Source organism: Streptomyces sp. NPDC044719 (assembly GCF_056433405.1).
In genome coordinates this window covers 153,991-171,778 of record NZ_JBWKHE010000001.1, presented here as the reverse complement: position 1 = coordinate 171,778, position 17,788 = coordinate 153,991, and the positions used below count along the sequence as shown (strand labels likewise).

Below are 17,788 nucleotides of genomic sequence, written 5' to 3'. Positions count from 1 at the left end.
TGCGCTATGAGGAGTCACCGGAAGCGGGCGGCGGTCGGGCTGAGCTGTCTGCTCGCCCTGGCCGGCACGGCCTGCTCCGAGCAGGGCGAGGCGGCCCGCCCGGCGCCCCCGGCGTCAGCCGCGCCCAGCGCCTCGTCCCCTGCCGAATCCGAGTCCGGCTCTGATTCCGAGTCCGATACCGATACCGGCACCGGCACCGCGTACGCCCCGTACGTCGACGCCAAGGACGCCGCCGCCACCGACTCCGCGGGCTCTCCCACGACGTACAACCTGGCCTTCGTGCTGGCCGGCGGCAGCGGCTGCACCCCGCGCTGGAACGGCACGGACGCCCTCGGCGACTCGGCGGTGAAGTCCCGTATCGCGGCGCTCAAGAAGGACGGCGCTCAGGTCAGGGTTTCCTTTGGCGGCGCCTCCGGCAAGGAACTCGCGGCGGCCTGCGACAGCGCCTCGGAGCTGGCGGCGGCGTACGGCAAGGCCCTCGACGCGGCCGGCGCCACCCGGGCGGACTTCGACATCGAGGGCGACGAACTGGCCGACTCGGCTTCCATCGCCCTGCGTTCGAAGGCGATCGCCCTGTTGCAGCGGGAGCGCGACGACCTGGAGGTCTCCTTCACGCTGCCGGTGATGCCCTCGGGCCTCGGCAAGGACAGCCTGGCACTCCTCGCCTCCGCCAACGACAACGGCGTGAAGGTCGCCACCGTCAATCTGATGACGATGAACTACGGCAGTTCGTTCGACGGCGACATGGGCGGCTACGCCCTCGCTGCCGCGAAGGCCTCACACACCCAGTTGAAGAAGGTCTTCGGCACGTCGGACGCGACCGCCTGGCGGGGTATGGCGCTCACCTCGATGATCGGTGTCAACGACGTCGCGGGCGAGACCTTCACCCTTGCCGACGCCGCCGAGGTCCGCGCCTTCGCCGAGGGCAAGGGCGTCGCGTGGGTGTCGATGTGGTCGGCGGCCCGGGACCGGCAGTGCGCGGACGGGGCGAAGAACGACAAGCCGGCGACCGACTGCAGTGGGGTGAAGCAGAGTTCGGGGGCGTTCGCGGAGGAGTTCTCGGGCTGACGCGGTGTGCTGACGCGGCCTCAAGCGCCGTCGGCTCAGCGCCGCCGGTGCACCAGCCGCCCCGCGCAGACCGTCGCGACGCACTCCCCCGCCTCGTCGAACACGGCGAGGTCGGCCCGGCCGGTCGGGACGAGGACGGTGCGGCGGGTACGCGGCAGGACGACGACGTCGTTGCGCTCGGCGGCGGACCGCAGTTCCGCCGAGTCGACGTACTCCTCGAGGACCGCCACCGCGCCGAGCTTCAGCACCGCGTGGATACGCTCGCGGGGGCTCGGGGCGTCCGGGAGCGGGCCCTCGTGGACGTGGGCGGGGCCGAGGGTGCCGGGCCAGCTGCGCACCCGGGCCTTCGGGAACGCCTCGCGCACGTCGCCGAGTTTCCCGACGGCACCGATCCGGTCCCGCCCGACGACCACGGCGCCGTTCTTGACGGGATCGGAGTCCCAGGTGACACGGACCGCGTCCGCCGTGTGAATCGTCTCCAACTCTTGCCTGCCGCCGCCTAGTTGGGTGCGAGCAGCTTGAGCTCGGGGTGAGCCGTGCCGCCCTCGATGGCCGTGGACGAGATGTGCGAGGCCACGCGGTCGTCGGCGGGGTCGTTCGCCGGGTCGTCGTGCACGACGAGGTGCTCGTACGTGGTCGCCCGCTGGGCGGGCACGCGCCCGGCCTTGCGGATCAGGTCGATGATCTCCAGCCGGTTGGAGCGGTGCTTGGCGCCGGCCGACGACACCACGTTCTCCTCCAGCATGATCGAGCCGAGGTCGTCGGCGCCGTAGTGCAGGGAGAGCTGACCGACCTCCTTGCCCGTGGTCAGCCAGGAGCCCTGGATGTGGGCGATGTTGTCCATGAACAGCCGCGCGATCGCGATCATCCGCAGGTACTCGAAGATCGTGGCCTGCGTACGGCCCTTCAGGTGGTTGTTCTCGGGCTGGTAGGTGTACGGGATGAAGGCGCGGAAGCCGCCCGTGCGGTCCTGGACCTCGCGGATCATCCGCAGGTGCTCGATGCGCTCGGCGTTGGTCTCGCCGGTGCCCATCAGCATGGTGGACGTCGACTCCACGCCCAGCCCGTGCGCGATCTCCATGATCTCCAGCCAGCGCTCGCCGGACTCCTTCAGCGGGGCGATCGCCTTGCGGGGCCGCTCGGGCAGCAGCTCGGCACCGGCACCGGCGAAGGAGTCGAGCCCGGCGGCGTGGATGCGCTGGATCGCCTCCTCGACGCTCACCTTGGAGATCCGGGCCATGTGCTCGACCTCGGACGCCCCCAGGCTGTGGATGACGAGCTGCGGGAAGGCCTGCTTGATGGCGGAGAAGTGCTTCTCGTAGTACTCGACGCCGTAGTCCGGGTGGTGGCCGCCCTGGAACATGATCTGCGTGCCGCCCAGCTCGACGGTCTCCGCGCACCGGCGCAGAATGTCGTCCAGGTCGCGCGTCCAGCCCTTGTCCTTGGCCTTCGGCGGGGCGTAGAACGCGCAGAACTTGCACGCCGTGACGCAGACGTTCGTGTAGTTGATGTTGCGCTCGATGATGTACGTCGCGATGTGCTCGGTCCCGGCGTACCGGCGGCGTCGTACGGCGTCGGCGGCGGCGCCCAGCGCGTGCAGCGGGGCGTCCCGGTACAGCACGAGCGCCTCGTCCGGGGTGATCCGCCCACCGGCGGCTGCGCGGTCGAGGATGGGCTGAAGGTCGGCCTTCTCGGTCACCGGGCGTCCCTTTCGTAAGGGTTGTGGACGGACCAGCCCAGCGTACGCCAGGGGTCGTGAGAGCAGGACGTCAGGCCGTGCAGGCACCACGATGTCAGGCCGTGCAGGCACCACGGTGTCAGGCCGTGTAGGCACCCACGAGCAGTCCCAGCAGGGCGCCCGTGATCAGGAACGGCCCGAACGCGATCGCCGTCTTGCGCGATGCTCGCCGTGCGACCACGAGGGCACCGCCGTACAGTGCGCCCAGCAGGAACCCGGCGAAGGTGCCGAGCATCACGGTCGGCCAGCCGTACCAGCCGAGGACCGCCCCCGTGCCCAGGGCGAGCTTGACGTCGCCGAAGCCCATGCCCGCGGGGTTGATGAGGAACAGCACGAAGTAGCCGCCGCCGAGCGCGAGCGAGCCGAGCAGGGCGGTCGTCCACTCCCCCGCGTGCTCGGGCACCAGCGCGGTGAGGCCGAGCAGGGCGAGCGCGGACCCGGCGAACGGGAGCGTGAGCGGGTCGGGCAGCCGCCGCACCCGGAAGTCGACCACCGTCAGCAGGACCCCGACGGGGGCGAGCAGCAGCCAGACGCCGAGCTCGGGGCGGGTGCCGGTGGCGGCGGCGAGGGCGGCGCACACGAGGGCGGTGGCGATCACCAGAGGGGCCGTACGCGGCCCGTATCCGATCCCCGTGCACTCCGGGCACCTCGCCCGGCCGAGCCACCCCTTGAGGGCGTGCCCGCCGGGGCAGCTGTCCCGCCACGGCTCGCCCGCCGGGGCCGAGAAGCGATAGGCCGCGCGCGGCAGGAACGACCCCGCCGCCGCGCCCCAGAGCGCGGCGGCGACGATCAGCAGACCGGTGTTCATCCCACCGCGGCGATCGCGTCGCGCCACGTCGGCAGCAGCTCGTCGAGCAGTGCCTCGGTGCGCGGCGGCAGGCCCCGGGCGCCACTGCGGCCGATGAGATCGGTGGCGAGCGCGGTGAGCTGGGACGTGTCGCCGGTGGCGTGGGTGGCGCGCAGCAGCTCGTGCCACAGGCGCTCGTCGGCCGGGGCGGTGCGCAGCGCCGCGTTGAGGGCCTCGATGGCCTTCTCCGCGCGGTTCTTCTCCATGTGGAACTCGCACAGCGCGAGTCCGGTGTCCGCGACGAGCAGGGGGAGCTGGGCGTCGACGATCTCGTGGGTGAGCCACCGGTAGCGGCCCTCGGGCCGGTCGGCGAGCAGCGGCCCGCGCACCAGCACGAGCGCGTCGGTGAGCAGCCGCCCGCGCACGGCCCGGCTGTCGGTGCCCTTGCCCTGCGTGGCCTCGTGGTAGAGCGAACGCAGCACGTCCAGGTCGGAGACGACGGACTTGGCGAGCGTGAGCCGCCCCGTCCGGTCCCGGCCGAGGCGGGGCGTGCCGTCCGGGTCGGCGCCGAGCCACACCCGCAACCGGTCAAGGAGCGCGTCCCGTACGTCGTCGGTGACGCCGCGCGGCCACAGCGCGGAGGCCAGCACCCGCGGGTGCACGCCCTCGCGGTGCAGGAGCAGCAGGGCGAGCGCCTCGTGCAGCAGCGCGCTGCGCTCCCCGTCCGGGGTGTCCAGGCCGATGATCTCGTACGGCCCGACGAGCCGGGCGTAGACGGCGGGCCGGCCGTGCTCGCTGATGTCGACGAGGAACGGCGGCGTGGTCACGGGCCCGTTCGTCTCGCGCTCGGGGTCGGCGTCGGTGAACAGCTCGACCACGGCGCGCTGTTGGGCGGCGGGCAGCAGCTGGGCGTCGAGTTCGAGCCCGAGGAGCGGCGCGAGGAGCTTGCCCTGGCCGGTGATCTCCATCTCCCAGGCGGCGCCCGGCAGATCGCCGGTCTCGGTGCCGACGAGGTAGCCGATACCCAGACGCCCGGCGTCGGCGGCCAGTTCGGCGAGTGTGACGGCGTCCTCGGCGGACGGCTGGGCGGCGAGCAGGACGAGGTGCGGGGCCCAGCGGGTGTGCTGGGCGGGCCCGGTGCGGCCGGTGAGCACGGAGTCGTGCCCGGCCGCGCCCAGCGCGCCCCGCCGCTGCCACGTCTCGGCCTCCATGGTCTCGACGAGCGCCTCGATGTCCTCGAGGTGCCGGATCCGGTTCGGGGCGAGCGGCGTCAGGTCCTCGCCGAAGCCGACGAGGGTGATGGTCATGCGGTCGGACCACCCGTTGGTCGCCAACTCGGCTGCGACGGACGCGAACACGGCGGCCCGGTCGGCCTCCCGGCCGCTCAGCGAGACGATGCCGGGCACCGCCTCCAGGTTGAGCAGCAACCGCGAGTCGTCCATGGTGCCGAGGCTGACGAGCCCGGGGTAGGGCGCGGCCGTGTCCGTGTCCTCGTAGCGCTCGGCGTCGGTCCTGGCCAGCATCCAGAAGGTCTGGTCCTGCCCCTGCTGCCAGGGGGCGGGCGGCTTCCCGGCGGGCTGGGCGAGCTGGAGGTGCAGGTCGCCGTTGCTCAGCCAGGCCGCGTAGACGACCGGCAGCGCGCGCGACTCCTCGGCGAGGGAGGCGGCGAGCCCCCGCAGACTCCGGTCGAGCAGCCGTACGCCCTCGGGGTCGGCGCCGACGAGCAGCGCGTCCTGGACGTCCTGGGCGTCGCCGGTCGGCGTGGGCGGCTCCATACCGCGCCGCCCGCCGACGGCCCCGAACGCCGACTGCCACAGCGCCTGCCGGCGCCGCCGCCCCAGGGCGCCGAGGAGACCGGCCGCGAGGAGAGGGGCCGTGAGCAGGGCCTCGGGGAGGCCGAAGGAGCTGTCGGACTCGGCGTCGACGCTGGTGGCCTGCTGGTGGCCGGTGTCCGGGGCGGGCCGCTGCTCGGGCAGGGACACCTGGGAGGCGCCGCCGCCGACGTGCTCGTTGCCGCCGCCCTGGGCGCCGGAGCCGCCTCCGCCCTGGGCGTGATCGCCGCTCTGGGCGTAGTCGCTGATCTGCTGCTGCACATCGGGCGACACGGCGGGAGCCTCGTCGGGCATCTCGACGAGGTCGCCGCCGCGCGCGTCGCCCGGCATCTCCATGATCCAGCCGGGCCGGATGAGGCTGGCCTCGGAGAGCTTGGACCCGTCCGGCTGGACCCGGTCCTTGTTGAGCTCGAAGATCTCCTTGTAGCGACGCCCGTCACCGAGGTGGCGGTCGGCTATCTCCCACAGGGAGTCGTGGTGACGCCCCTCGGGCGGCTGGATCCGGTAGTACTTCGTGTCGCCCTGCTTGGCGGTGCTGCCGCCGGCCTCGGCGTGCGAGGCGGCGTGCGAGGCCTGCTCGGCGAGGGCGGACGCGGTGTCGGCGGCCTGCTCCTGCTGCTGGGCGAAGAGACCGCCCGGGGTCTGCTGGGCCGAGGCCACGGTGGGCTTCTGGTTGCCGTCGTACGTCTGCCCGAGCTGCGACAGTCCGGGCGCGAAGCTGGCGGCCGTGGCGCCGACGAGCAGCAGCGCGGCGACGAGCTGCCGCGCGAGCAACTGGCTGGGCCCGGCGCCGGGTACGCGCCCCGGCACGCCGACACCGGACAGCGCGGCCTTCATCTCGACGAGCACGCAGGCGGTGAACTGGGCCCACGCCAGCCACACCACGACGGTGAGGATGTTCAGAAACGTCTGAACGGTGATCTCTTGCTGCAGCCAGTCGAGGCTCGGCACCCCGTTCGGCAACGGCCACCCGATCTGCGTGGCCAGCGCGCCCGGCACGCCGACGAGCAGAACGGCCAGGGCGACAAAGGCGAAGAACGCCTTGACGAAGTCCCCGAACGACCGCCGCCGGATCCTCACCGGCTGCGGCGTCCGATTCCTCGGGGCCGTGGTCGGGGCCGTCGCTCCCGTCGTACTTCCCGTCGAGCTTGACGAGCTTGAGGTGCGGCGTCGCGGCATGGCGGGTGTCCTGGGGTCGTGTGTGGAGTGCCGTGAGGCAGAGCTGTGAAGTAAGGGGTGTGCTGAGCCTACAGAGATCTTATGGACTCGTATTGAGGTCGTCGAAGGGCGGCGGGGAGGAAGGCTGTTGACTTCCGTTTTGCCCCTGTTGCTGCTCGAGGCGACACGGCCGGACGGAACACCAGGATCACCCCCTTCGCAACTGCCACGCACACCCCTCACGTACTCCACACAATCCCCCAAGGCCACCCAAGGGGGCCCACCCGGCCCCTGATAGCTTCGTTCCCTGTCGCACACGCCAACCTCGGGGGAGAAACAGTGGCCCGCCGCGCCCTGACCACCACAGCTGCCGCGCTGACCGCGACAGCAGCCCTGCTGCTCACCGCCTGCGGCGGGGGCGAGGAAAAGTCATCGGGTGGCATCGAGGGAGCGGACACGGGTGCGAGCCCGTCAGCTTCCGTCTCGGCGTCAACGCCCTCCGGAGTAAAGCGGCCCGAGGTCACCCTTCCGAGCAGCTTCCAGTTGACCTTCAAGGACTGGACGAGCAGCGACCCGGCGGAGCAGGCGGTCCTCAACGACGGCAAGGAACAGCTCCGAGCCGGCTACGCGGCGATCATCGAGAACAAGCCCGACGGCGGCAACGCCCTCGCCTTCTACGACACGGAGGCCGGCCTCTCCCAGGACCGTGAGTGGCTCAAGTCCTACACCGACAAGAACGTCACCGTCATCGGCGAGCTACCTGTCTTCGATCCTGAGACCACGCTTTTCGCGAAGAAGACGAAGGCCCAGCTCAGGTACTGCACGGACGAGAGCAAGGCGCAGACGAAGCACCGGAAGACGGGCGAGGTCGTCGGAAATCCTCCAGGGACTGACCCCCACGTGGCCTACATCGTCACGATGCAGAAGAGCGAGCAGGGCGTGTGGCAGACCGTGTCCACGAACTCGAAGAGGGGCGGTTGCTCCTGATGACGCGGTGCAAGGGAGCCCTGACCACGATGGTCGGGACGGCTTTGACGGTCGCGCTCTCCACCACGCCCGCTCATGCCGTCGGCGTGGGAAACGACAAAAAGCCTTCCAGCGTCGACACCTCGGGAAACGCCGGCAGCGACGGAACCCTTTCGGCATCCGTCTCCGGCATCCAAGTCTCCTACCCCGAGGGTGGAGACGGCGGCGGCAAGAAGGGGAACCTCGGCGCCGTTGACCCCAATTGGGAACCGCCCGCCTGCTGGTACGAACCCGCCATGACCTCCGAGCAGCTCAAGAGGTTCGTGGACACGGACAGCGGCGGCGACGTCGGAATCCACCATTCCTGGTGGGGCAAGGGTCTGTGGACCGACCACTACAGGGACGGCAAGCCCGCAGAGAATTTCGATCTGCACTCGCCCAAGAACAGCGTCTCCGAGGGATACAAGAACTACAACCTCGGCAAGGACGGCTACTTCTGGCGCGGGGTGGCACCGGACCCGAATGCCTCCGACTCCTGGGACTGCGGCCGCATCATGTTCTGGGTGGACGCCGGCGAAGTCCCGGACGACCCGAACACGCCCACCCCGAAGACGCTCGCCGAGTACTCCTACGACAAGGTCAAGGTCCCGGAAACGAAGGTCGACCTGAAGCCAGCGGCCAAGTCCACGGTCAATCTGCCCACTTGGGTGTGGCTGGACAAGGGCACCTTCCAGGACGTCAAGGTCCGCGCCGAACTCCCCAACACAGACCTGTGGGCCGAGACGACCGCAAAGCCGGTCGCCCTCCACCTGGAGCCGGGCACGGACGACGCCGAGACCTTCCCCGCCTCCGGCGACTGCCAGATCAACGACGACGGCAGTATCGGCACCCCGTACAGCAAGGGCAGCGGCGACAGGACCCCGCCGTGCGGCATCCGCTACCTCCGCGCCACCAACGGCACCCCGTACCAACTCTCCGCCAGCGTCACCTGGCAGATCACCTGGGAAGGCTCGGGTGGCACCGGCGGCGACCTGCCCGACGGCACCTTCGAGACCACGCAGGAGATGAACGTCCAGGAAATCCAGTCGATCAACCGCTGACCACCGGATCCCAAGTCGTTCGCAACCGCCACGCCACACTCCTCACCTTCCCCACACAATCCCCTCCTGCCTCTCAAGGGCCCAATCCCCTCCCCTGGTAGCTTCGTTCTCTGTCGCGTACACCGAAACTACGGGGGAGATCAACTGTGGCCCGCCGCGCACTGACCACCGCTGCCGCAGCGTTCGCCACGACGGCGGCGCTGCTCCTGACCGCCTGTGGCGGGGGCGGCGATTCGCCATCGGACGACATCAAGGGAGCAGGCAACGGCTCGAGCAGCCCGTCGGCGTCGGCGTCGTCCGCGGCCCCCGGCGTCAAGCGCCCGGTGATCAAGCTCCCCAGCAGCTTCCAGCTGACCTTCCAGAACTGGACGAGCAGCGACCCCGTCGAGCAGGCCGTGCTCAACGACGGCAAGGAACAGCTCCGGGCGGGGTACGCGGCGATCATCGAGAACGACCCCGACAGCAAGGCCCGCGCCTTCTACGACACCGAGAACGGCTTCTTGCAAAGCCAGCAGTGGATCAGGACCTACACGGACAAGAACCTCACCGTCGTCGGCAAGTTGCCCGTGTTCGACCCCAAGGTCACCCTCGCCAAGGACAAGGCGGCGGCGTCCCTCTCCTACTGCACCGACGAGAGCAAGGCCTCCACGAAGAACCGCAAGACCGGCGAGGTCAAGGGGAACCCGGCAGGCACGGACCCCGAGGTCCTCTACGTGATCTCCATGGGCAAGAACGCCCAGGGCGTGTGGCAGGCAGTGTCCGCCCACTCGGAGAGGGGTGGCTGCGCCAAGTGAGGTCCTCACACGTCTCCCGGCCTCTCACGGTCTTCTCACTCACCGCCGCTCTCCTCGCACCCGTCCCTGCCCTCGCCCTCGGCGGCGAGGGCAGTTACGGCGGCGGAGCCAAGAACAACGAGATCTCCGCTTCCGCCTCGCAGTCCCGGATCAAGGTCACGCAGACCAGCGGCCCCACCGGCGGCAAGCAGGGCACTGTCGCGTCGACGGACGTGAACTGGGAGCCGCCGCCCTGCTGGTACGAGCCTGTCTTCACCCCGGAGCAGCTGAAGAACTTCTCCGAGAACGACGGCAGCGGCGACGCCGGTCTGCGTGACGGCTGGTACGGCTCGGAGCTCTGGACCGACCACTTCAGGGACGAGAAGGACGCCACCACCATCTTCACTAAGCCGGCCACAGTGAAGGGGTACACGAACTACAACCTCGGCAAGAAGGGCTACTTCTGGCGCGGAGTGTCACCGGATGTCACCAAAGTCGACGACACCTCGCTGTGCAGTCGGCTGATGTTCTGGCAGGACGCCGGCGACATCCCCGACGAACCCAACGCCCCCACCCCGGAAACCCTCGCCGACTACGCCTACGACAAGGTCAAGGTCCCCGAGACCAAGGTGGAGTTGAAGCCGGCGGCCAAGTCGACGGTGAACCTTCCCACCTGGGCGTGGCTGGACAAGGGAACCTTCCAGGACGTCAAGGTCCGCGCCGAACTCCCCGGAACAGGCCTGTGGGCGGAGACGACGGCCAAGCCGGTCGCTCTGCACCTGGAGCCGGGCACGGACGACGCCGAGGTCTACCCCGCCTCCGGCGACTGCCAGATCAACGACGACGGCAGCATCGGCACGCCCTACACCAAGGGCAACGCCGACAAGACCCCACCCTGCGGCATCCGCTACCTCCGCGCCACCAACGGCACCCCGTACCAACTCTCCGCCAGCGTCACCTGGCAGATCACCTGGGAAGGCTCCGACGGCTCCCGCGGCGACCTCCCCAACGGCACCTTCGAGACCACTCAGGACATGAACGTCCAGGAAATCCAGTCGATCAACCGCTGATACCCACGACAGCGCCTCGGCTGCCGCGCGATGCCGTCGCGCGCGCAGTCGAGTCGCAACTCGGCTTCCCTCATAGCCCTGTCGCGGAACCGACTGTCCCGCGGACCTCGACCTGCCGTGCGATAAGTTCGGCACACGCTCTGATGAAGACGTTGCGGGTGCTATGGGGGAACACACGTGTCACACAGGCCGACCGACTGGCACATAATCGACCTGGACGCGGACCCGACTCCGGGCGACCCACAGCGCATCCGCAAACTCGCCGGTACCCTGCACGACTTCGCCGACGATGTCGGCGATGCCCTGCGTGACCTCAGAGGCATCGCCAAGGAGGACGAGATCCTCTCATGGGCGGGGAAGACGGCGGATGTGTTCGCGGAAGAGTTCGCGGACGCCCCGAAGAGGCTGCGGAAGCTGAAGAAGTCGTACGACCTCGCAGGCGACGCCCTGGCCTCCTTCTGGCCGGACCTGGAGACCGCGCAGGACAAGGCCGACAAGGCACTGCGCGACGGGCGAAAGGCGCGCGCCGAACTCACCACCGCTCAAACGGCCCTGTCCGGTGCCAACGACTGGGTACGGACGGCGACCGAGAAGACCGACTCCTACGACCCGTCGAAGAACGGCGGCAGGGAGGTCCCCAAGCCGGACGAGTCAGAGGTCCGCCGCGCCACCCGGAACGCCCAGCACGCCAAGGCGCGCCAGGACGCGGCCGAGCGCGAGGTCCAGACCGCGCAGAACGCCCTCGACGCGGCGAAGAAACTCGCCGGCCAGGCGAAGCGGATGCGCGAGGAAGCCGCCGGCCGCACGGTCACCAAGCTGCGGGAAGCCTCCGACGCCGGGATCCCCAACCGCCACTGGTGGGAGGAGATCGGCGACTGGGTCTCCGACAACTGGGACGAGATCGTCACCGTCTGCAAGTGGATCGTGACCGTCGTCGGCATCATCGTGATGATCATCGGCGGCCCACTGGGATGGCTGGTCTTCGCGGCTGCCCTGATCGTTCTCGCGGACACGCTGAGAAAAGTCATCAAGGGGCAAGCCGGCTGGGGTGACCTGCTATGGGCGGCACTGGACTGCATTCCTGCCACGAAAGGATTCACGAGTCTCGCCAAGCTGGGCAGTCTGTGGAAGGCCGGGGGACTGAAGGCGCTCGGCACCGGCTTCATGGGCGGCATCGGTGGCGGCTTGAATAATGTCGGGAACAGCGTGCGCGCGCTCAAGGATGTCCGGCTCCTGACCTTCAGCATGATGGGAAAGAGTCGGTGGTGGAAGGCCGACTCCCCTCGCGTGAGTTCTCCCACCAGGGCGGCGGACGACGCTCTCCCCTCAGATATTCCCGTGTACCACAGGGACGGGGCGACGGCCATTGGGTACGACCCCGCCACTCTCAGGAACTTCGATGTGGCGGAGCGAATTCCGGGCTATCAGGACGTCATCATTCACGGAACGACAGACGGACGCATGATTGCCGGGGAGGCGAACAGAGCAGGACTGAGGGCGGGTGGTCACACCGTCCACCCGAACCATGTCCTCGATACGATCAACCAAATACCCGGCTACAATGGCGAGCCCGTCCGGATGCTCACCTGTCATTCCGGGGCCGCCCAGCCGCAAGTAATCCAAGAGATGGCGAACTCCTTGGGAGTTCCCGTCAAGGCTCCTACCAACGCAGTCGGTGTGCCGAGCTTCGGCGAGGGCCCCTTCACACCACACATCAGGGACGGCGGAGTGTGGCTCACTTTTCTTCCCATGGCCTGAAGACGGCGGCACTACAAGGAGTTTCGATGATTCGGCCCGTAGGATTCTTTTCCGAACTCTCTCCCGGCTGGGGGCTGGCCGAGACCGGCTCGATCAGGGATGCCGTAAGGCCCTCAGGCGAGTCGGACGAGAACAGCATCCTCGAGTACCTCAGAAAGGGAACCGGGATCTGGAGCGAGATGAGTGCCGGACCGGACGTCCTGGACCCTGACGCAGCGGACCTGCCCGGCGTGGGATCGCTCTTCACCGATGGCACGTGGCTCTGGCGCGAGGATCTGCCTTATTACGTGGCTAAGTACCATGTGTCGCTGCCTGACGAGTTCGTCGAGCACATCAGGGCCCGGAGCTACGAGGCACCGCCAGTACCCGAAACCAGGCTGATCGAAATTGCGACACAGGACCTCGGAATCAGCATGGGATAGGAACACTGACCAACAAGATAGGTTGCATTGATGCCCAGTTTCTCGCTGGCGGTCCCAGAGTCTTGGTGGGAGTTCGACGTCCGCCCCGAAGGCCGTGAGGCCACGATCAGGTCCCTCGTCGACGAGCGGGTCCGGAAGATGCCCGAACTCGCCGCGTATCGCACCGAGATGAACTCCATGCTCCGCAAGATGGCCAAGGACGCCCACGACTCCGGTGCCCTCTACCTGGGCTGCATGGCGGAGAACTTCGACGGCATCCCGCTGTCCGCGACCGTCACGGTCTCGGTCCTCGGCGCGAGGAACAGACAGGGCGTGGCTCTGTCCACGGACCCGCGTGCCATCGCCGACAGCCTGCGCACCATCACGCCTCGCCGCGAAGGCGACGCCTGGCGCAAGGTCACGACCGTGGAGATCCCGGAAGTCGGTCCGGCCGCGCGCACATACGGTGTCGAGGACGTTCCCGTCGCCGACGGGGACAGCCGTACGCTGCGTATGGTGCTGTCCCAGACGTACGTGCCCGTACCAGGAACCACCGACCAGGTCGTGCTCGTCTCGGGTGCGAGCCCCGTGCTGGACCTGGCCGAGGCGTTCCATGACATCTTCGACGCTGTGACGGGCACGTTCCGTTTCATCTGAGTCGTCCGACCGGCTGGGGGAATCCACATGGGCAAAGGCAAGAGCGACCTCGCGCTCCCGCTGAGCGAGCTGGAGGGCTACGGGCGCCGGCTTCGTTCCATCAAGACCCGTCTGAATCACACAAAGAAGCTCTTCGAGTCCTACAAGGACGACATCGGCGACGGCAGTGTCAATGACGCGCTCGGGGATTTCGAGTCCAACTGGGAAGACGGGCGCGAGGACATCACGCAGCAGCTCGATGCGTTGGCGAGTATGTCCGATGCCGTTGTTCGCGAGTTCAAGAAGCTTGATGACGAGCTTGCCAAGAAGGCGAACGACGCCATGAAGACCGAGGACAAGCGGGGCGGTAAGGGCGGTAAAGGTGGCAAGGGGGACGGCGGGGGTAAGTAGCCCGCTGTCCTGGAGGCATGGAAAAGGCCCCGGATCCGGAGATCCGGGGCCTTTCGCGTGCCTTCGTCAGGAAGCGACCGCGGCGTTGAGGTGCAGGTCCGCCGCGATGCCCTGGGGGGAGACGGCGAGGCCCGCGCCGCCGCCGATGCCGGCGTTGAGGCCGGCGGCCGAGGTCTCGACGTAGAGACCGGCCGCGGCGCCGGCGCCCGCGGCGGCACCCGCCTGGCCGCCGGCGATGGTGTCCAGCTCGGCGTCGGACATCTGGGCGGTGTCGATCTGCGGGGTGAAGGCCATGGGGGGCGGTTCCCTTCGTTCAATAATTCGAAGTGCTCGAGCGCAACCGATCCAAGCACGTCGGGAGAAGGGACGGCCAGTCAGTGGTTATGGGGGTGCGGTGGATTTCGGGGGCCGAATTCATGGGTGTGACCGTTCGGTCACCGGGGAACCCGCCCTCTTCACATCTTCCGCCACTTCGCGATACAGGAATGTATTGCGCGGCGATGGAAATGAGCCGAGAGCGGGTCCTGCCCGGGATGCCTACGACGCCGCGGTGAACGGTGTGCAGATCCGTCGAATGTTCCGGATCAGCGGTTCACCGACTGGATCTCCTGCACCGTCACGTCCTGTGTCGTACCGAATGTGCCGTCGGGGAGGTCGCCGCCGTCGCCGTTCGTGCTCGTCCAGTTGATCTTCCAGGTGATCGTGGCGCTCAGCGGGTAGGACTCGTCGTCGCCCGTGGAGCGCAGGTAGCTCACGCCGCAGGGAGGTGTCTCGCCGGCCTTGCCCTTCGCATACGGTTCGCCGATGCTGCCGTCCTCGTTGATCGCGCATTCACCGGAGGCGGGATAGGTCTCGGCGTCGGCCGTGCCCGGTTCGATGTGCAGGGAGAGGGGTTCGGCGGTGGTGGTCGCCGACAGGCCCGTGCCGGGGAGGCTCGCCGTCACCGAGAGCTTCTTGAACTTGGCCTTGTCGAGCCAGATCCAGGTGGGCAGATTGACGGTCGACTTGCCTGTCGGCGCCATCTTGATCTCGGTGTCGGGCACGGGGAGTTCGTCGTAGGCGTACTCGGCGAGGACCTGAGGGGAGACGGCCAGGGGTTCCTTGGGGGGTTCACCCTCGTCGACCCAGAAGGGCTGCTTGTCGCAGGAGTTGGCTTCCGGGTCGTCCTTGCGCTTCGGGTTCTTCACCGCCGCCCAGAACATTCCCTCGCCCTGTTTGTCGAGGTTGTAGTCCTTGTAGGGGTGGCCGTTCTTGTAGCGGTGGTCCATCATGTCGCCGACGAAGTTGCCGACCCCGCGGAGCACGAACCCGTCGATACTCCGCCACGCGTTCACCGCTGTCTCGATCTCCTTGGGCGAGAACGAGGGCTCGTACCAGCAGGCGGGCGGTGTCCAGTTGCTGTTCGAGGGAGTCAAGGTGCCCGTGGAGGGCCGGGAAGCGCCGTCGGTGTTGACCGTGACCCTGGTCTTGGCCCTGATGACACCGTCCTTCGAAGAGCCCTCGGCGCTGCCTTCGTAGCCACCCTTCTCGCCGCCGCCCCTTCCGCCACCCGCTGTGGCCGTGGACGGCACGGCCGCAACAGCGACCGCCAGAGCCGACGCCGCGACGGCGCGCAGCACAGTCGTACGGCTCATCACATGCACCTCTTGGCGGCCTCCGTGGACGAGACCGTGACGGTCTGCCACACGCCCTTCGCGTTCTTCTCCAGGCGGGTGCTGTAGAAGACGTAGTCGCTGGGGGACGCCTTGACCGACTTGTCGACCTTGTCGGTCGTGCCGTCCTTCGGGTACGTCCGTGTCGCGTCCATGCAGTACGTGACAGAGGCGGCGCCGTCCTCGTGGAACGTGACCTCGCGGTCGTAGTACCGGGTCTCGCCGGTGAAGCTCCGGTTCTCCTCACGGAAGGACTTGATGTAGGACGCCGCCGAGGCCAGCGCGTCGTCCTGGGAGTAGAACTTCAGGGCGGGGTACTTCTTGGCGTCGGCGGTGATCGCCTCGTCGATGGAGTTGATGCGCCGCTCGTTGTCGGCCAGGATCGCGTCCTTCTTCGCGTCACCGGTCGCGCCGCCCTCGAAGACGTTCTGCACATCAGCCGGCAGCTTGATCTCCGGTCGTTCGATGTTGTCGGCCGGGGCCGACGCCGACGGGTTCGCCGTCCCCGACCCCGTGTCCGCGCCCGCGATCTTGTCGCCGTCGCCGTCCTTCTTGTCCGCCGTGTCCGAGCCTCCGCAGCCCGTCAGCAGCAGCGCCACCGCCGCGGTCAGGGCGGTCGCGGCCGCCGTGGTCGTGCGTGTGCGCATGGGGGTGTACCTCCAGTGGGGGGGGATCGGTGCTCAGGGAAGCCCAGAGGGCCTCACTGGACCTCGTTCTGTGCCACCGCCTGCCCGTGGACGACCACGTCGCCGCCGTAGAACATCCCCGTGAAGACCGGGGAGTAGGTGAGCTGTACGTCGACCTCCACCTGCTCGGCGTCCGCCGCCACGCAGTGGGTCGCCGCGATGTCCGCGCCCGTCATGTCCATCTCGCGGGCGAAGGCCTTCACGCGGGCGTTGCAGTTCTGGAAGTTGATCGGGGCGGGGCCGCCCTCGTTCTCGTAGAGGGCGTCGCGGTCGATGTCCTGGGCGGCGAAACGGGCCGCCTGTTCCGCGATGTCGGCCGCCCGTTCCCGCTTGGAGATGGACAGACCGCCGTCGATGACGAACGCGGAGAGGGAGAGGAAGACCAGCGTGAAGATGATGACCGCGCCGGCGCCCGAGCCGCGGTCGTCCAGACGCGCGCTGCGGGACGCCCACCAGGAGCGCGGGGAGGGGCGGTGGTGGCTCACGCCGACCTCCGGAACGGGTCCAGCGGAGAGCTGAAGCTCGCCGTCAGCGTGGTCGGGACGTCGAGGCCGAGCATGGCGAGGCCTCGCACCTCGCAGCTCACCTCGACCGTGAAGATGGTGTCGGGCTCGAAGCCCTGGCTCGTCTGGACGACCGACACGGGGCCCGCGCAGACGTCTGCCAGGTTCGCCTCCGCGGCCTTCTTCGCCTCGGCCATGGCGGTGGCGTGGTCCTTCTGGATCGAGCCCGCGCGGGCCGCGTCCCTGGCCGCTCCGTCGAGCGCCCCGCGGCCGTCCACGAGCTGGCCGAAGGCCACCAGGACGAGGATGAACAGGATCATCACCGGTGCGAGGATCACGACCTCGACCGTGGACAGGCCCCGGTCGTCGCCCATGGACCGGCCCTTCTTCCGGAAGAAGGCAGGAGGGGAGAGTGTCATCAGTTCTCCTCCTGTACGAACCGTTCCACCGGGCCCGCCGACTGCGCGTGCACCGTCAGGTTCAGCCCGGGGAACACCGTCGGCACCCGCGCCGCGATCTCCACGCCCACCGTGTTCTGGTCCGGCTGGAGCATCGTCACGTCCGGCCCCAGCACCAGTTGCGGGCCCAGCTGGCGGATGTACGCGTCCACCACGTCCTGCGCCTCGCCCCGCCAGGCGCCCGGGCGTTCGTCGGCCGTGGCACGCGCCTTGCGGGCTCCCGCCTGGGCCGCGGCCTGGGCGACGTGGTCCGCGAAGAAGTACAGGGCGAACTGCACCGTCGCGAAGATCATGAAGAAGAGGACAGGGGTGAGCAGCACGAACTCGATCGCGGTCATGCCGGAGTCGCCGCGGGCCGCCGCCGCTCTCCGCGCGGCCCGCACCCTGCGGCACATCCGTCTGCTCACATCCGTCAGCATCCCCGTGACCCCGTTGTCCCTGTCCGTCCCTGTGCCTGTCTCTACGACGATCAGGCGATCAGCAGGTCTTGCCGGCGTCCGCGCCCTTGATGCAGTCGCCGACCTTGTTGGCGCCCTCGCTCAGCGCGGCGTTGATGATGGCGGCCACGACACCGACGATCGCCACGACGACCGCGGAGATGATGACCCACTCGACCGCGGAGGCACCGCGGTCCAGCTCGCCGGAGCGGGCCCGCTCGGTGCGGGCCTGCAGGAAGGTGACCAGGAAGTCCACGGCGGGGATGCCGGTGTGGAAGTTGCGTCCGTTCATGACGTCTTGTCCTTTCGAAATCGGATCCGGGAAGTTCTGGAGTTGTGAAGGTCGGCGAACTG

20 protein-coding genes are annotated in these 17,788 nt (G+C 68.8%); 9 read left to right on the top strand and 11 right to left on the bottom strand.

Annotated features, from left to right (window positions below; translation table 11 throughout):
* Positions 1–6 precede the first annotated feature (6 nt).
* A complete protein-coding gene (locus AC07DF_RS00830; protein WP_478965705.1) occupies positions 7–1,068 on the top strand; it encodes a chitinase in 1,062 nt (353 codons plus the stop codon).
* 35 nt (positions 1,069–1,103) lie between these two features.
* Here the strand turns inward: AC07DF_RS00830 and AC07DF_RS00825 are convergent, their stop codons facing one another.
* The 4 genes from AC07DF_RS00825 to AC07DF_RS00810 all read right to left on the bottom strand — a co-directional run bounded on the left by AC07DF_RS00825 (position 1,104) and on the right by AC07DF_RS00810 (position 6,604).
* Positions 1,104–1,550 (bottom strand): hypothetical protein, encoded by a 447-nt coding sequence (locus tag AC07DF_RS00825; RefSeq protein WP_478965703.1) that lies wholly within the window; start codon positions 1,548–1,550, stop codon positions 1,104–1,106.
* A gap of 17 nt (positions 1,551–1,567) precedes the next feature.
* Positions 1,568–2,767: a cyclic dehypoxanthinyl futalosine synthase gene (mqnC, locus tag AC07DF_RS00820; RefSeq protein WP_478965701.1), complete on the bottom strand. Its 1,200-nt coding sequence runs from the start codon at positions 2,765–2,767 to the stop codon at positions 1,568–1,570.
* Positions 2,768–2,885: 118 nt separating this feature from the next.
* On the bottom strand, positions 2,886–3,614 hold the full coding sequence (locus AC07DF_RS00815; RefSeq protein ID WP_478965700.1) for a prepilin peptidase: 729 nt from the start codon (positions 3,612–3,614) through the stop codon (positions 2,886–2,888).
* On the bottom strand, positions 3,611–6,604 hold the full coding sequence (locus tag AC07DF_RS00810; protein WP_478965698.1) for a BTAD domain-containing putative transcriptional regulator: 2,994 nt from the start codon (positions 6,602–6,604) through the stop codon (positions 3,611–3,613). Before AC07DF_RS00810 ends, AC07DF_RS00815 begins: the two co-directional genes overlap by 4 nt.
* A gap of 318 nt (positions 6,605–6,922) precedes the next feature.
* Between AC07DF_RS00810 and AC07DF_RS00805 the strand changes: the two genes are divergently transcribed.
* The 8 genes from AC07DF_RS00805 to AC07DF_RS00770 all read left to right on the top strand — a co-directional run bounded on the left by AC07DF_RS00805 (position 6,923) and on the right by AC07DF_RS00770 (position 13,698).
* Positions 6,923–7,570, top strand: a complete 648-nt coding sequence (locus AC07DF_RS00805) for a hypothetical protein (protein ID WP_478965696.1) — start codon at positions 6,923–6,925, stop codon at positions 7,568–7,570.
* Entirely contained in the window at positions 7,570–8,649 is a 1,080-nt protein-coding gene (locus tag AC07DF_RS00800) for a hypothetical protein (protein ID WP_478967530.1), read from the top strand. The genes AC07DF_RS00805 and AC07DF_RS00800 overlap by 1 nt, the downstream gene beginning before the upstream one ends.
* Before the next feature lie 146 nt (positions 8,650–8,795).
* The gene (locus tag AC07DF_RS00795) at positions 8,796–9,443 is read left to right on the top strand and encodes a hypothetical protein (RefSeq protein WP_478965694.1); all 648 of its coding nucleotides are present in this window, start codon (positions 8,796–8,798) and stop codon (positions 9,441–9,443) included.
* The gene (locus AC07DF_RS00790; protein WP_478965693.1) at positions 9,440–10,492 is read left to right on the top strand and encodes a hypothetical protein; all 1,053 of its coding nucleotides are present in this window, start codon (positions 9,440–9,442) and stop codon (positions 10,490–10,492) included. The genes AC07DF_RS00795 and AC07DF_RS00790 overlap by 4 nt, the downstream gene beginning before the upstream one ends.
* A 177-nt stretch (positions 10,493–10,669) precedes the next feature.
* A complete protein-coding gene (locus tag AC07DF_RS00785; protein ID WP_478965691.1) occupies positions 10,670–12,250 on the top strand; it encodes a putative T7SS-secreted protein in 1,581 nt (526 codons plus the stop codon).
* Between the two features lie 26 nt (positions 12,251–12,276).
* Positions 12,277–12,672: a hypothetical protein gene (locus AC07DF_RS00780; protein WP_478965689.1), complete on the top strand. Its 396-nt coding sequence runs from the start codon at positions 12,277–12,279 to the stop codon at positions 12,670–12,672.
* Between the two features lie 30 nt (positions 12,673–12,702).
* Positions 12,703–13,308, top strand: coding sequence for a hypothetical protein (locus AC07DF_RS00775; protein WP_478965685.1), 606 nt, complete (start codon positions 12,703–12,705; stop codon positions 13,306–13,308).
* Between the two features lie 27 nt (positions 13,309–13,335).
* Positions 13,336–13,698, top strand: coding sequence for a hypothetical protein (locus tag AC07DF_RS00770; protein ID WP_478965681.1), 363 nt, complete (start codon positions 13,336–13,338; stop codon positions 13,696–13,698).
* 66 nt (positions 13,699–13,764) lie between these two features.
* Here the strand turns inward: AC07DF_RS00770 and AC07DF_RS00765 are convergent, their stop codons facing one another.
* From AC07DF_RS00765 to AC07DF_RS00735, 7 genes are all read right to left on the bottom strand, one after another.
* Positions 13,765–13,992, bottom strand: a complete 228-nt coding sequence (locus AC07DF_RS00765; protein WP_478965679.1) for a hypothetical protein — start codon at positions 13,990–13,992, stop codon at positions 13,765–13,767.
* Positions 13,993–14,282: 290 nt separating this feature from the next.
* Positions 14,283–15,332, bottom strand: coding sequence for a hypothetical protein (locus AC07DF_RS00760; protein WP_478965677.1), 1,050 nt, complete (start codon positions 15,330–15,332; stop codon positions 14,283–14,285).
* Positions 15,332–15,997 (bottom strand): hypothetical protein, encoded by a 666-nt coding sequence (locus AC07DF_RS00755; protein ID WP_478965675.1) that lies wholly within the window; start codon positions 15,995–15,997, stop codon positions 15,332–15,334. Before AC07DF_RS00755 ends, AC07DF_RS00760 begins: the two co-directional genes overlap by 1 nt.
* Positions 15,998–16,050: 53 nt before the next feature.
* Positions 16,051–16,521 (bottom strand): pilus assembly protein TadG-related protein, encoded by a 471-nt coding sequence (locus AC07DF_RS00750; RefSeq protein WP_478965674.1) that lies wholly within the window; start codon positions 16,519–16,521, stop codon positions 16,051–16,053.
* Complete coding sequence (locus tag AC07DF_RS00745; RefSeq protein ID WP_478965672.1) at positions 16,518–16,958, bottom strand: TadE/TadG family type IV pilus assembly protein; 441 nt, start codon at positions 16,956–16,958, stop codon at positions 16,518–16,520. Before AC07DF_RS00745 ends, AC07DF_RS00750 begins: the two co-directional genes overlap by 4 nt.
* The gene (locus tag AC07DF_RS00740; RefSeq protein WP_478967528.1) at positions 16,958–17,392 is read right to left on the bottom strand and encodes a TadE family protein; all 435 of its coding nucleotides are present in this window, start codon (positions 17,390–17,392) and stop codon (positions 16,958–16,960) included. The genes AC07DF_RS00745 and AC07DF_RS00740 overlap by 1 nt, the downstream gene beginning before the upstream one ends.
* Positions 17,393–17,474: 82 nt before the next feature.
* On the bottom strand, positions 17,475–17,726 hold the full coding sequence (locus AC07DF_RS00735; protein WP_010041603.1) for a hypothetical protein: 252 nt from the start codon (positions 17,724–17,726) through the stop codon (positions 17,475–17,477).
* Between the last annotated feature and the right edge of the window lie 62 nt (positions 17,727–17,788).

Excerpts from the sequence above, each read along its gene's own strand:
- AC07DF_RS00770 (WP_478965681.1), top strand. The coding sequence starts at position 13,336 with ATGGGCAAAGGCAAGAGCGACCTCGCGCTCCCGCTGAGCGAGCTGGAG.
- AC07DF_RS00810 (WP_478965698.1), bottom strand. The coding sequence starts at position 6,604 with ATGCCGCGACGCCGCACCTCAAGCTCGTCAAGCTCGACGGGAAGTACG.
- AC07DF_RS00765 (WP_478965679.1), bottom strand. The coding sequence starts at position 13,992 with ATGGCCTTCACCCCGCAGATCGACACCGCCCAGATGTCCGACGCCGAG.
- AC07DF_RS00830 (WP_478965705.1), top strand. The coding sequence starts at position 7 with ATGAGGAGTCACCGGAAGCGGGCGGCGGTCGGGCTGAGCTGTCTGCTC.
- AC07DF_RS00735 (WP_010041603.1), bottom strand. The coding sequence starts at position 17,726 with ATGAACGGACGCAACTTCCACACCGGCATCCCCGCCGTGGACTTCCTG.
- AC07DF_RS00775 (WP_478965685.1), top strand. The coding sequence starts at position 12,703 with ATGCCCAGTTTCTCGCTGGCGGTCCCAGAGTCTTGGTGGGAGTTCGAC.
- AC07DF_RS00800 (WP_478967530.1), top strand. The coding sequence starts at position 7,570 with ATGACGCGGTGCAAGGGAGCCCTGACCACGATGGTCGGGACGGCTTTG.
- AC07DF_RS00780 (WP_478965689.1), top strand. The coding sequence starts at position 12,277 with ATGATTCGGCCCGTAGGATTCTTTTCCGAACTCTCTCCCGGCTGGGGG.
- AC07DF_RS00745 (WP_478965672.1), bottom strand. The coding sequence starts at position 16,958 with ATGACACTCTCCCCTCCTGCCTTCTTCCGGAAGAAGGGCCGGTCCATG.
- AC07DF_RS00760 (WP_478965677.1), bottom strand. The coding sequence starts at position 15,332 with ATGAGCCGTACGACTGTGCTGCGCGCCGTCGCGGCGTCGGCTCTGGCG.
- AC07DF_RS00740 (WP_478967528.1), bottom strand. The coding sequence starts at position 17,392 with ATGTGCCGCAGGGTGCGGGCCGCGCGGAGAGCGGCGGCGGCCCGCGGC.
- AC07DF_RS00815 (WP_478965700.1), bottom strand. The coding sequence starts at position 3,614 with ATGAACACCGGTCTGCTGATCGTCGCCGCCGCGCTCTGGGGCGCGGCG.
- AC07DF_RS00755 (WP_478965675.1), bottom strand. The coding sequence starts at position 15,997 with ATGCGCACACGCACGACCACGGCGGCCGCGACCGCCCTGACCGCGGCG.